Source organism: Psychrobacter sp. Arc29, from assembly GCF_041431175.1.
Classification (GTDB): Bacteria; Pseudomonadota; Gammaproteobacteria; order Pseudomonadales; family Moraxellaceae; genus Psychrobacter.
In genome coordinates, this window is the sequence record NZ_JASMRR010000002.1 from 350,575 (window position 1) to 364,253 (window position 13,679).

General features: G+C 43.3%; 11 protein-coding genes. 3 read left to right on the forward strand and 8 right to left on the reverse strand.

The window, feature by feature from the left end; genetic code table 11:
* Positions 1-820 precede the first annotated feature (820 nt).
* The 4 genes from QO189_RS04430 to sdhC all read right to left on the reverse strand — a co-directional run bounded on the left by QO189_RS04430 (position 821) and on the right by sdhC (position 4,745).
* Positions 821-1,531 (reverse strand): succinate dehydrogenase iron-sulfur subunit, encoded by a 711-nt coding sequence (locus tag QO189_RS04430; protein WP_058023969.1) that lies wholly within the window; start codon positions 1,529-1,531, stop codon positions 821-823.
* Positions 1,532-1,744: 213 nt separating this feature from the next.
* Positions 1,745-3,595: a succinate dehydrogenase flavoprotein subunit gene (gene sdhA / locus QO189_RS04435; RefSeq protein ID WP_371531693.1), complete on the reverse strand. Its 1,851-nt coding sequence runs from the start codon at positions 3,593-3,595 to the stop codon at positions 1,745-1,747.
* Between the two features lie 356 nt (positions 3,596-3,951).
* Entirely contained in the window at positions 3,952-4,338 is a 387-nt protein-coding gene (gene sdhD / locus QO189_RS04440) for a succinate dehydrogenase, hydrophobic membrane anchor protein (protein ID WP_371531791.1), read from the reverse strand.
* Between the two features lie 20 nt (positions 4,339-4,358).
* A complete protein-coding gene (gene sdhC / locus QO189_RS04445) occupies positions 4,359-4,745 on the reverse strand; it encodes a succinate dehydrogenase, cytochrome b556 subunit (RefSeq protein ID WP_075105828.1) in 387 nt (128 codons plus the stop codon).
* A gap of 1,029 nt (positions 4,746-5,774) precedes the next feature.
* On the opposite strand from sdhC, the gene gltA reads away from it, so the two are divergent.
* Positions 5,775-7,055 (forward strand): citrate synthase, encoded by a 1,281-nt coding sequence (gltA, locus tag QO189_RS04450; RefSeq protein WP_075105829.1) that lies wholly within the window; start codon positions 5,775-5,777, stop codon positions 7,053-7,055.
* A 131-nt stretch (positions 7,056-7,186) separates the two neighbouring features.
* Here gltA and QO189_RS04455 read toward each other — a convergent pair whose 3' ends face one another.
* The gene (locus tag QO189_RS04455; RefSeq protein WP_371531694.1) at positions 7,187-8,083 is read right to left on the reverse strand and encodes a hypothetical protein; all 897 of its coding nucleotides are present in this window, start codon (positions 8,081-8,083) and stop codon (positions 7,187-7,189) included.
* Positions 8,084-8,236: 153 nt separating this feature from the next.
* The gene (locus QO189_RS04460) at positions 8,237-8,770 is read right to left on the reverse strand and encodes a type IV secretion protein Rhs (protein WP_371531695.1); all 534 of its coding nucleotides are present in this window, start codon (positions 8,768-8,770) and stop codon (positions 8,237-8,239) included.
* A gap of 429 nt (positions 8,771-9,199) precedes the next feature.
* Here QO189_RS04460 and QO189_RS04465 point away from each other — a divergent pair, with 429 nt between their 5' ends.
* Together QO189_RS04465 and ribBA are read left to right on the forward strand one after the other, a co-directional pair.
* Positions 9,200-10,489, forward strand: a complete 1,290-nt coding sequence (locus QO189_RS04465; protein WP_371531696.1) for a replication-associated recombination protein A — start codon at positions 9,200-9,202, stop codon at positions 10,487-10,489.
* A gap of 343 nt (positions 10,490-10,832) precedes the next feature.
* Entirely contained in the window at positions 10,833-11,945 is a 1,113-nt protein-coding gene (gene ribBA / locus QO189_RS04470; protein ID WP_371531697.1) for a bifunctional 3,4-dihydroxy-2-butanone-4-phosphate synthase/GTP cyclohydrolase II, read from the forward strand.
* 108 nt (positions 11,946-12,053) lie between these two features.
* Here ribBA and QO189_RS04475 read toward each other — a convergent pair whose 3' ends face one another.
* Both QO189_RS04475 and QO189_RS04480 read right to left on the reverse strand, forming a co-directional pair.
* Entirely contained in the window at positions 12,054-12,542 is a 489-nt protein-coding gene (locus QO189_RS04475; RefSeq protein ID WP_371531698.1) for an acyl-CoA thioesterase, read from the reverse strand.
* 53 nt (positions 12,543-12,595) lie between these two features.
* A complete protein-coding gene (locus QO189_RS04480; RefSeq protein ID WP_371531699.1) occupies positions 12,596-13,633 on the reverse strand; it encodes a hypothetical protein in 1,038 nt (345 codons plus the stop codon).
* Positions 13,634-13,679: the final 46 nt, after the last annotated feature.

Consider the following 13,679-nt stretch of genomic DNA (forward strand, 5'->3'; position numbering starts at 1 on the left):
CCTAAGTATTGCCGTCACTATAGAATATTGCTGTCATTGTCTAAAAGAGCAAGTAATGCTAAATAGTGATAACAAGTCTTATTGCAACACCTATGTTAAAAATAAATTTATTTGTGAATACTCAGTTTTCTGATCTGACTCGTTTCACAACATTAATTTATATATACTTCTTTTAGCCATAACCAATTCATCAATGATAAATAAATGGTCAATCTTTCAGCTAGCCTATAAACTGGCTATTATCGCTGAAATATCCGCTATTTGCTAACAAATCTTATCGTTTCAGATAAACATACATTGCTGTATAGAATACCATGACCGTTTTTTGGGATATAGTTTGTTTGTTCAATACTAAGTATTTACGTAATGAATATCTATTATCAATTATAGAAGCATCGTTATTGTATACATAACGTTTTATTGTATTAATGCAATAGCCCGTATAGATGCTACTTCTAATGTATTCGAAACAAACTTCGTAATATTTGATCAAGTTCAAGATGCAATTATACCAAACTTTACGTGTATCCGATTATATAGATTGACTGTTTATATAATATGTCTTCTTACATATGACCAACGTATCGCCCATACAGACTTACGGATAGACTAACGTCCTATTATTCACCAGTGTACCAGGCTTCTTTTTCTACCTGTCCGGTATGATTGTTCATTGCTACAGACAGAAGTACACTTCAAACAATAGTGATCAGAAAATTAACACTATTATAATCAGTGATTTTGACTAACAAAAACACCACCTAACGAATAGGTGGTGTTTTTTTGTGCGATCAATAATAATCAAGACAATTACAAACCATTAACCAGCTTGATCAATCAACATATTACGTAAATGACCAATCGCCTTAGTTGGGTTCAAGCCTTTTGGACAAACTGACACACAGTTCATGATACCGCGACAACGGAACAGACTAAATGGATCGTCTAAACGCGCCAAACGTGCTTGCGTGTCACCATCACGGCTATCGGCAACAAAGCGATACGCATGTAGCAATGCTGATGGACCTAGGAACTTATCAGGGTTCCACCAAAAAGATGGGCAGCTCGTTGAACAGCATGCACACAGAATACACTCATACAAACCATTTAACTTTTCACGCTCAGCAGGAGACTGCAAACGCTCAGTTGGCGGTGCTGGCTGATCATTGATTAAGTACGGATGTACTTTTTCGTATTGCTCGTAGAATTGGTTCATATCAACAACCAAGTCACGAACCACTGGCAAACCAGGTAACGGACGAACGGTTACTTTTTCTGGCAAAGTATTCATGTTGATTAGACATGCTAGACCATTTTTGCCGTTGATGTTCATGCCATCAGAACCACAAATACCTTCACGGCAAGAGCGGCGGAAAGTGATTGTTTCATCTTCTTTCTTTAGGCGTAATAGCACGTCAAGCAACATACGATCTGAATCAAGTAATTCAATCGTATAAGTTTGCATGCGTGGGGCTGCGTCCACATCAGGATCGTAGCGATAGATTTCGATGGTGCGAGTACCTCGGCTCATAATGCTAAACTCCACACGTAGGTGATGGCGGGCATACAAAGATTGCAACATGTGAGTGTTGGCTATTAATCACTACTGATAATTAAATATCGAATATCAATTAATAGCCTAGTAACACTCCTATGAGCATGTAGCTGGCGGTCACCTTTTTAATAAATTAATAAGGGATAAAACGTTTAAGCTTTCTGTTTATATCGAGCGCATAGTCTAAAATTAATAGACGCGAACTTTTGGTTCGATATAGTCAACAGTCAGTGGCACTTTGCGAACTGGTTTGTAAATGATACGGTTGCCTTCAGAATACCATAAAGTATGCTTCATCCAGTCGTGGTCATTACGGCCGTTTGGTGCGTAGTCATCATCTTCTGGACGATCATAATCAGAGACACTATGCGCGCCGCGGCTTTCGTGGCGGCTAGCGGCTGATACCATTGTCGCTTTTGCTACTTCGTATAGGTTTGCCACTTCGAACGCTTCGATACGAGCAGTGTTGAAGACTTGTGATTTATCACCCAAATGGATTTGTTCGACTTTCTCACCCAGCGCTAAAATTTTCTCAACGCCTTCATCCATCATGGCTTGCGTACGGAATACACTGGCATGTGTCTGCATAGTGGCACGAATCTCATCAGCCACGTCTTGTGCATTGTAGCCTGACGTTGATTGCTGCAATTTGTCTAAACGACCAACCGTGATGTCAAGTACATGCGGATCAAGTGGTTTGTAGTTATGATCGTTTTGATGGAACTCATCAACAATGTGCTTACCAGCAGCACGACCAAACACGACCAAATCAAGTAGTGAGTTAGTACCTAAACGGTTGGCACCGTGTACACTCACACAAGCGCACTCACCAATAGCATATAGGCCTTTAACAACGTTACCATTAGCATATAAACCGTCTTCATCAGTACCCGCTTCTAGATCCGGTACGATTACCTGACCATGAATAGTGGTTGGAATACCACCCATCATATAGTGAATGGTTGGGATAACTGGAATAGGTTCTTTAGTAATGTCAACGTTGGCGAAGTTTTTACCGATCTCAAATACTGACGGTAGACGCTTCATGATAGTGTCGACACCCAAATGCGTCATATCCATGACGATATGGTCGGCATTAGGGCCACAACCACGACCCTCTTTGATCTCTTGGTCCATAGAACGCGATACTAGATCACGTGGTGCCAAATCCTTAACGGTTGGCGCATAACGCTCCATGAAAGCTTCGCCATCTTTGTTACGCAAGATCGCACCTTCACCGCGGCAACCTTCAGTCAATAGTACACCTGCACCATGAACGCCCGTTGGATGGAATTGCCAGAATTCCATATCTTGCAGTGGGATACCAGCGCGAACTGCCATACCAATACCGTCACCAGTATTGATATAAGCGTTGGTAGAAGCGGCAAAGATACGACCTGCACCACCTGTTGCTAGGACAGTCACTGGTGCTTGGAATACCGCAACCGTACCTGTCTCTTGCTCAAGGGCGATAACACCGTTGATGTTACCCGCTTCGTCTTTGATCAAGTCAAGCGCGATCCACTCGATAAAGAACTCAGTACCTTGCTCTAAGTTTTTCTGATAGAGCGTGTGTAGCAATGCGTGACCTGTACGGTCAGCAGCAGCGCACGCACGTTGTACCGCTTTTTCGCCATAGTTCGACGTATGACCGCCAAATGGACGCTGATAAATCGTACCATCTTCGTTACGGTCAAACGGCATGCCCATGTGCTCAAGCTCATAGACTACCTTTGGCGCTTCACGGCACATATACTCGATAGCGTCTTGATCACCTAACCAATCTGACCCTTTTACGGTATCATAAAAGTGGAAGTGCCAGTTGTCATTGCTCATGTTGCCCAAACTTGCACCGATACCACCCTGAGCGGCAACCGTGTGCGAACGTGTTGGGAATACTTTGGTCAGGACTGCAACCTTCATACCCGCTTCCGCTAAGTGCAATGAAGCGCGCATACCTGAACCACCGCCACCAACGATAACTGCATCGTAGTTTAGGGTTTTAATATTACTAATGGTATTGTCTTGTCTAGTTGCCATTACGGTTTTCCTAATGCCTGTTAATGCTTATAAGTAAATGAAAAGCGTGTTTTAAAATCTTCTTACTGCAGGTTTAAAGGCTTTTATCTGGCCATCACATGCACTTATTAGAGAAGATGATATAACAGTCTTTGACCACTTAATTTGCATATCTATCGTTATACTGAACCAAACCCGCTCAACCTTGTTGCTCATTCAGCGACAATCTAAATAGTGGGCGCTGTTGGTCCAATGCTATGACTATTTTTGGCTATCAACGGACACTTTTAAACTACTCTATCAGCTGACATACCAGCTGCGCGCATCCGTTTTATATATAGATACTTATATCAATACTAAAGCTGGTCACTCAATGATTAAACAGCAACGACACTAAAGCCGTTACCCCAAAAAATCATGATGCCCCAAAATAGAAATACTAAAATAGCGATAATCATCGATGACTGTAGCACTAAACGTAAACCTGCTGCGCTTGAGCCCAGTTTGCCTGTCGTAATATAGTCAGTAAATACTGTCCACATTCCCACCCAAGCATGGCCAGCTAGTGCAAGTACAGCAACTAAGCTGAATAAACGCATTGGCAGGCTAGTCATGAATGATGACCACTCAAGGTACGTGACATCGCCATGGGTCAAAAAGAAGCCCAGCAACACCACACTATAAACGGCTAAAACAACAGCACTAATACGCTGAATAATCCAATCGCGTGAGCCTGAACCTGTCAGACCAGTAGCACTTTTGATTCCTGAATCATTTTTAATCATTAGAACATCACCCATATAAATGACGCGACAACTAAAATCGCTGCAATGACAAAACTGACCATAGAGGCAGTGCGGCCAGATTTTAGCTCTTCGTTCATGCCCATATCAGCAAATAAATGTTTGATACCCATCACGAAGTGATATGCGATGGCGGCAACAAATATCCATGCTAAAAAGCGCACAAGCACGTTGTCAAATACGGTCTCAAAACTCTCAGGCGATGCCAATGAGTTCTGTAATAGCCACAGCATTACAGGAATTAATAAGAATAAAATAATGCCAGAGATACGATGCAAAATAGAGGCGATTGCGATCGGTGAGCGATTAACGCTAATCACTTGGCTTAGAGGCAGATCAATAGGTCGGTTGCTTTTCACAGCGGGCATCCTTTTTGCGGTTATACTCCTGTATCTGCTATCAACGCTTGACAAAAATGGTGTCAGTTGAGCATCGAGCAACACACGAGACGAATAAAGTAAGGAAGAGCTAGCTGACTTCTTTTAGTTTGTGCTAAATATGAAGAAAGAATCATGTATATAAGGTATTGATAAGCTGTTTAGTGTCGCTTGTCGAGCTGACAGGCCTACAAAACAACCTATCTATTATACAACAAAGAAAATAAACATGAGTAAGATCGACTAACCAGTCTATTTTTATTGGTCGTATGAATAGCCAGACAACGTTAATATGTCTTCTCTATCAAAATAAACCTTGTGCTAAACACTAAATACTGGTGCTGAGCATCTAAAAATAGAGCGGTTAACAAGAACGTTTAAACCACAGAATTCGGTTTGGTTTATCGCAACACCAGACAATCGTAAATAAGCATGTATAAAGTAAGCTCTAAATAACACTATATCATGACCACTTATCAATTCGCACAAAGCTAGTGCCAGTTAATTCCTACAATTATAAAATGACTGGGCGATAATTACAAATTTATCCCTGAAGTAATAAAGACACACACTTAATTAACAAACAAATAGATATATGCAATACTGAATGTGGAAAACGCTTACCTCTGACAATTATGATCGACACTCAACTTGTCTACTACTCATGCCCTGTCTGTTTTTAGCCTCGTTTTTTACGAAAATTCTGTTGCGTTTTTGCGACAAACCCAAAAATATAACGTCAATATTGACGTTGTAAATATTTTTGATAAACAGAAAGTTTGGCGCAAAATAACCAATCAGACATATTTTGATACAAAAATTACAGCGAACAACCACCGCTAGGCCGTGCCAATTGGACCCACGGTCAATAAAAGTTTTTTCAAATCACAAGTAATTGCTGCTAATATACCTTGCGTATTAAACGAGTTAAGCACATTCTACCGTTTGACCAATGATGACGTGAGGTGTACGTCTGCAGTAATTTTATTCTAACAAATCAAAAACAATGGAGAGCAATTTATGGCTGATACTAATGCCAAACTAACCGTGAATGGTGAAGAATACGAACTTCCTATTATTGAAGGTACTTTAGGGCGCCCAGTTATCGATGTTGCTGCTTTGCAAGAATCAGGATTTTGGTCTTATGACCCTGGTTTCAAAGTAACTGCTCCTGTTGAATCAAAAATTACTTATATCGATGGTGGCAAAGGCGAATTATTACACCGCGGTTACCCTATCGACGAGTTAGCAAACCATGCTGAATACCTAGAAGTGGCGTATGCGTTGCTAAATGGCGACCTACCTAACGCTGAGCAAAAAGCCGATTTCTTTGAAAAAATTCGTGAACATACGGCTGTTCATGATCAATTGCGTAAATTCTTTGAAGGTTTCCGCCGTGACGCGCATCCAATGGCTATTATGGTTGGCGTCGTTGGTGCGCTATCAGCGTTCTATCATGACAACCTAGACCTCAGTAACGAAGAGCATCGTGAAATCACAGCTATTCGTTTGATTGCTAAGATGCCTACGCTTGCAGCGATGAGTTATAAATACTCACAAGGCGAACCGTTCATGTATCCGCGTAACGACTTTAGCTACGCTGAGAACTTCTTGTACATGATGTTTGCGACTCCTGCTGATGTAGACTATAAGACGAACGATGTCATCACTCGTGCAATGGACAAAATCTTTACTTTGCATGCTGATCATGAGCAAAACGCCTCTACGTCAACAGTACGCCTAGCAGGTTCTACTGGTGCAAACCCTTATGCCTGTATCGCTGCTGGTATTGCAGCCCTTTGGGGTCCATCACATGGCGGCGCAAACGAAGCTGTACTAGAGATGCTTGATGAAATCGGTACGGTTGAAAATGTACCTGAATTCATGGAAAAAGTGAAAAGCCGTGAAGTGAAGCTAATGGGCTTTGGTCACCGTGTCTACAAAAACTTCGATCCACGTGCAAAAGTCATGAAAGAGACTTGTGATGAGGTATTAGAAGCACTTGGTGTCAACGATCCTAAGCTTGAATTGGCAATGGCACTCGAAAAAATTGCTTTAGAAGACCCGTTCTTCATCGAGCGTAACCTATATCCAAACGTTGATTTTTACTCTGGTATTATCTTAAAAGCCATCGGTATCCCAACATCAATGTTTACGGTAATCTTTGCATTGGCTCGTACCTCAGGTTGGATCAGCCATTTGTTAGAGATGCACAGCGCCCCATACAAGATCGGTCGCCCACGCCAGTTATATACTGGTGAAACGCGCCGTGACTTTGTGAAAGTTGAAGACCGTAAGTAAGCAAAAATAGTATCTTTATAATAAAAAATCCCGCCATCGTGCGGGATTTTTTATTGTTCTAGGATAGATGCTATTGAATATATTTAATCCAATTATTGGCAAACTCATTACTATGAGTATCATTCAAACTGTTATTGAAACTCTTTCAAAGTCTGTTCATATTTAGCAATCTGCTCGTCATACCCTTTAATCGTATCGTTGAATTTGGTCATGAGCATTTCAAACTCTTGCTGCTGTTGTTGCTTCATTTGCTGCATATCCACCACTTGCTGCGCTTCTATTTGCTCCCATACTTGGTGCTGAATAATCAACCGAGCCAGCGCGGGGCTTTTTGCACTGACCCTTCCTGCAATCTCTGCATGCTCAAACAGCTGAGGTACTAAGGTCGCTATATTGATCAGCGTATCAGAATCCTCTGCACTGAGTGGCGTAGTCACAGGCTGATATAACGCTTCCATCGTTTGCTGATAGCGCTCGATGATCTGCTCTTCGGTCAGTATGACAGGCTTACGTGGCTCAAGGCTGATACGCTTTAATACAGTCAGATCACGCTCACCCACTTCGGTACTTGTATTTATCTCTGCATCCAAACCTTCCTCACTGGTAGCGTTAGCTTCTACTGGACTATCAGCTGGTAATGGTTCGGAATTGGCGCCATTCGCATTTTCTGTAAGAGTAGCTGAATCGTTAGTCGCCTCACTCAGTAATAGTGACTCTTCGCTATCTGAAGCATCTGCCGCTTGCAGTGACTCATACTCTGCTTGTAGTCGACGCTGTAGCCCTTGCGCTTGCGCAACGTATATAGGTTGAAACTGCTCTATACGTGCCGCAGCAGAATCACTTCGCTGCATAGGTTGACTGTCCTCTGCGCTTGTTTTTTCAGTTGTCTGAGTCTCATCTGGTACAGGCGGTGCGTCAGCTTGCTGCTGACAGCCGGTCAGAAATAGTATGCCCGTTAGCGCTACTGCAGCCAGAGCTGAGCTAGCAGAAGTATCGATATTAGGCTTTACTGGCAAAAGTCGAAGCATGAGAGTACGTATCCTTTAATAAAGCAAAAATATAAAAAGCTAAAATGGTGTCGGGCTGGCGCTATTTGATTACCGTCAGAGACCTTGCTGACCTATCAGTCATGATAGAAGCATAATATCGATTAGTAGCTCACCTCATATATCAGACAAAAACTAAGCGCTAGAAGCGTGATTGGTACTTTTTACGTCAGTGAGAGGATTCACAGTCAAAAATGGTATACAGGCCTCTAAATCTTGGCAATCTTGTCCGCGCTGACTACGGACAAAATAATCTTGAACCATGCGCGCCTGCTGCTCGATACCATATTTAAAAAACGACTTGCCTGTCTCTAGTACATAATCATATCGCCGATCGATAAGGGTACCGCGCACGACTTTCAATCCTTGCTGTAGCTGCCACACGTGAGTGAGCTCGTGAATGAGCCAGCTCTGCTTGCCCAGCGAGGCTACACTGAAATCATCGATCCAATCGGCTGGATTAAAGTAAATATGACCATTCGGACTTACCGCATAGTTTTTTAGGACCCACCAGGTGGTTTTTAGTCGTACTTCATCTAATCTGAGACTGTCACCAAACACCGAGCGCGCCAACGCAATCTCACCAACTGTCAGACAACGCGACTGCTGCTTTTTTGCGCTACTGCGTGAATATCGATTAAGCAAACGCTTGAGAGATTGTCCAGACATCGTCAATGTAATACCTTATATTTGCTAGGCTGGTGATAATAAATGATATTTGATCAACCATTTTGATCGTTACCATTGCACCATTAATATGGATGAATCATTAAAACTAAAGTGCTGGGGACATAAGCTATACGCTTCGTTAGCTTTCATTAACATATTTTTGCGTTAGCCTAGCGTGTATTGTTTATAGCAAGTACCCTATTTATAAATTAGCCTACTTTGACTGCTGATGTCTAATACTCATTGTCATGGCGAAATTATCATGGCGAAGTTGCTGCGAGAATCATGCCAAGCAAACAAACGCTTTTCACTTCAATAGAAATGATAACTGTAGACTAGTATGTCGTTGTTTAGATTTGACTATAAAATCTCTCAATGGCCGCCATTGTAGACAATAGACCGTTTTTTAATTTTTCAATAGAGAAACTTATGCCGCCTAACTTTCATGCCGACACCCCTCTTGCTCAGCGTATGCGCCCTGCTTCTCTCGCTGCTATTATTGGTCAAGAGCATCTTCTGGCCACTGGCGCACCTTTACGGCGTTTGGTCGAGCAAGGGCATCTGCCCTCTATTATTTTGCACGGCGAAGCAGGTATCGGTAAGACGACAATTGCGATGTTATTGGCTGATGCGGTTAATAGACCTTTTCACGCACTCTCAGCATTGAATACTGGGGTCAAGCAGTTGCGCGAGGTCTTGGATAGTAAAGACTCACTGGCATTTGAGTCACCTGTGGTATTTATCGATGAGATTCATCGTTTTAATAAGGCGCAGCAGGATGCATTATTGGGCGCGGTAGAGTCTGGTGATATTACGCTGATTGGCGCCACCACAGAAAATCCCTCATTCAGTGTGAATAACGCGCTCTTGTCACGTTGCCAAGTGTATCGTTTAGAGCCGTTAACGCCTGAGCAAATCAGCGCGGTATTAAAACGGGCACTCACGGAAGACCATGTACTCAAGAAACTCACCATCGACTTGCAAGCACAAGATACTATCAGCCAACTGGCTCACGGCGATGCAAGAAAGGCGCTAAATTTATTAGAACTGGCGATTCAAACAGCGGATACCAAGCAGTCACCGATTATCATCGATGACGAACTGGTCAGCCGAGTGGCGCAGACGGCGTTGGTACGTTATGACAAAGATGGCGAGCAGCATTACGATATTATCTCAGCTATGATCAAATCAGTACGTGGCTCAGATCCTGACGCAGCGCTTTATTGGATGGCGCGGATGCTCGTTGGCGGCGAGCCTGCCGATTTTATTGCTCGCAGATTGGTAATTTTGGCCAGTGAAGATATCGGCAACGCCAATCCAAACGCCCTACTTCTTGCTGATGCAGCCTTGCGCAGTGTGCAATCCATCGGTATGCCAGAAGCACGTATTATCCTAGGGCAAGTCGTGGTCTATTTAGCCACCAGTGCAAAGAGTAACAGCACTTATAAAGCAATCAATGCAGCGATGGCGTTGGCAGAAAAAGATGCCTCCCCTGTACCGCTACATCTGCGTAATGGCGTAACCAAATTGATGCGTAATCAGGGCTACGGTCAAGGGTATGCTTACCCGCACGATTATCCTCACCACTACTACCCTCAGAGCTACTTACCAGATAATTTGGTTGGTACGAGCTTTTACGAGTTTGCAGATAATCAACGCGAGCAGCATAGCAAACAGTTTATGGAGTGGTTAAAAAGCCAAGCCGCTAGTAATGACTAAAACCAGTAACGACCAAAAACAGTAACGATCAAAAGCATTGCCTAACTTTGCAAAAAAGATTGAGAAGTGACACGTATGAGCCATTAATAATATTTAACCCTGTTTTTAAAAGACTAAGCGTGATAGTTCAGCTTTGTGTCAGCACGCTGGGATAAAAACCGTTAAAATGTATTTAGAATGATATATAAAAGTCATGAACTACTTCTATATTTGATTACTGTGATGGTCATGTGATTTGCTCAACAGCAACAGCGCGTGATACCAACTACTGCTACAATAGGCAGACAACACTTTATATTCCAAATCACACATATTTATTAATAATAAAATATTGAGACTTACTATGAGTTTAAATACGATTCCTGAGATTATCGAAGACATTCGTGCCGGAAAAATGGTCATCTTGATGGATGATGAAGACCGCGAAAACGAAGGCGATATCATCATGGCAGCGACGCATGTTCGTCCTGAAGACATTAACTTTATGATCACCCACGCGCGTGGCTTGGTGTGCTTAACGCTATCACAAGCGCGTTGCCAGCAATTGGCACTACCGCTGATGTCAGATCGCAATGAAGCGAAATTTAGCACCAACTTTACGGTGTCGATTGAGGCCGCTGAAGGCGTCACCACGGGTATCTCTGCTGCTGATCGCGCTCGTACCATCCAAGCAGCTGTCTCATCGGCAGCAAAGCCAGAAGACATCGTGCAGCCTGGGCATATTTTTCCAATCATGGCACAAAACGGCGGTGTTCTGCACCGTGCAGGCCACACAGAAGCGGGTTGCGATTTATCTAGACTAGCGGGTTTAGAGCCTGCAGCAGTGATCGTAGAGATTATCAACGCTGATGGCACCATGGCACGCCGCGATGATCTTGAGATATTTGCCAAAGAACATAATATCAAAATGGGTACGATTGCTGACCTCATCAACTACCGTATTGCCAATGAGCAAACGGTAGAAGAAGTTGAAACTCGTCCTTTTGAGACCGAGCACGGTACGTTTACGTTGCATCGCTTCCGCGAGTTTGGTGCTGAAGAAACTCATTTAGCATTGGTCAAAGGTGATGTGAGCGAAGGCGTCAGTACCGTACGTGTTCATGGCTTCCATCCACTGCGTGATTTATTCGCTGCCAAAAATGACATGACAGGCCGTAGCGGCTGGAGCGTACAGTCAGCATTAGAAGAGATCAGCGCCTCAGAGCGCGGTGTCTTGGTCTGGGTTGGTAATCATCAACCGGTCGATCTTGGGGATGCACTAGAGCAAGCCGCGAATAATGAATCGCAATCGACCATCACCCAGCAGCCTTATCGCAGTATCGGTGTCGGCGCACAGATACTACGTCATTTAGGCGTTCGTGATATGCGTCTATTGTCATCACCTATGAAGTTTTATGCGTTATCAGGTTTCGATCTAAATGTCGTAGATTTTGTGCAGGCACCGCAAGACAACTAAACCTATTTAAAAGATTGACTAATAAACAGTCATAAAAAAAGGCATGCTAATATGACATTAGCGTGCCTTTTTGTTTTTAACAATTGATTAGATTAGGTAAAGCTTTATCTAAAATTCAGGGGTATGACCAAATTTTGCCTCTAATGCTAGTAAACGCGCGCGCTCTTCTGCCGTCCACGGTAACTTACCTTTCCCATCACTATCGAGACGCACTACGACGGCATCAGCGGTCGCAACGATTTTGTTTTGTGCTGTACTATAGTAGCTATATTCCATCGCAATACTGGTATTGCCCAGACGCTGGCAGCGAACGCCCAATAACAAAGTATCAGGATAGGTCACTGGATGCAAATACTGGCAGCTCGACTGTGCCAAGACGGTGACCATACTGCCATCGAACATATCTAACGCGTGCAAATAACCAATGCGCGCTGACTCAGAATAACGATAATACACCACGTTATTTAAATGATTAAAGGCATCCATCTCGCCCCAATGAATCGGCTGATAATGAATGACTGGGTAATGCGCCAGTACTTCAGGTCGATCGATTGCCACCTCAGACATAAAATCTGGCTTTTCACTCATATTGGTCATAACTTACCTTGTGTCTCATGTTGTCTATATATAGTTGTTTCGAACCGTATCGATTAAGGTTGTGGCTTATCCAAAATCTGTGTGGTTAATAACGGTGTTGGCTTAGGAGCGTTGGCAATAAGTTGGTCAAGCCAGACAATGACCTCTGGTATGTCACTAGGCGAGTTCATGGTTTCTAAATTATTTTCTGCGCCAATTGATTTTTTGTCTACTGGTGCTATTCCAATGGCGCCAACTTGCGCGGGGTTTTTGCCATTGCTAATCGATGATTTAGGTAGTAAAGTTTTTAGCTGTTTACGCGCTTGGGTCAAATAATTGATCAATTGATCCTGCTCGCGCATATTGCTCGCTTGACTTGCCAGATTCAATGTCATGATAACTTCATGAATCGTCAATTGTCTACGCGTCAATATCATGTCGTTACGCGCTGACGTTTGAGCAGGTGGGTTCGCGACTGCTCGCTTCTGACCACCCTCAGTCGCTGCATCAACCAGCTCTCGGCGCTGAATATCAGCACCCTCGTAGCTGCCGAGGCGCTCATGACTATGCAAGAACTCTTGAATGTTTTGAATCGCAAGATTTTGTATTTGCCATGGGCTAGGTTGTGAGCTTTGCGCTTGTAGTCTTTCGATATCTTTGAGCAAACTTTGCTTGATTACGACGGTCAATGCAGGTGCAATCTCATTGCTGCTTTGCGCCAACTGCCAATGCAAACCTCGCAACAACTCGATCGCGGCACTATCATTGTTGTCTGCTAGCAATCTGTCAGCGGCTTTTATTTGAATACGTAGTAAATCTAGCTGGTTTTGCGCTTGGCTACTGGCTTTGACTCTAGGCTCTGGTAGGGTCTGCTGGCTCATGGCAAATAAACGATCGTCCATCTCGTTTAGGCGACTGACAACCTGCTCATTGCTCTGCAAGCGCTCGTTGACACTGTGCTGAAAACGCTGCTGACTAATATAGAGCCAGAGTAATGCCGCGATAAGCAGCAAGATGAACAACCACTGCATCCGCAGCAGCAAGATATTTGCTTGCCGGCGCTGCTGTATAGCAGAAGGATCCTTAGATAAAGACTCAGAATTCATTGGCATAAGACAGTACCGTGATGGGTAGGTATAAACATATTTAAATCAAATA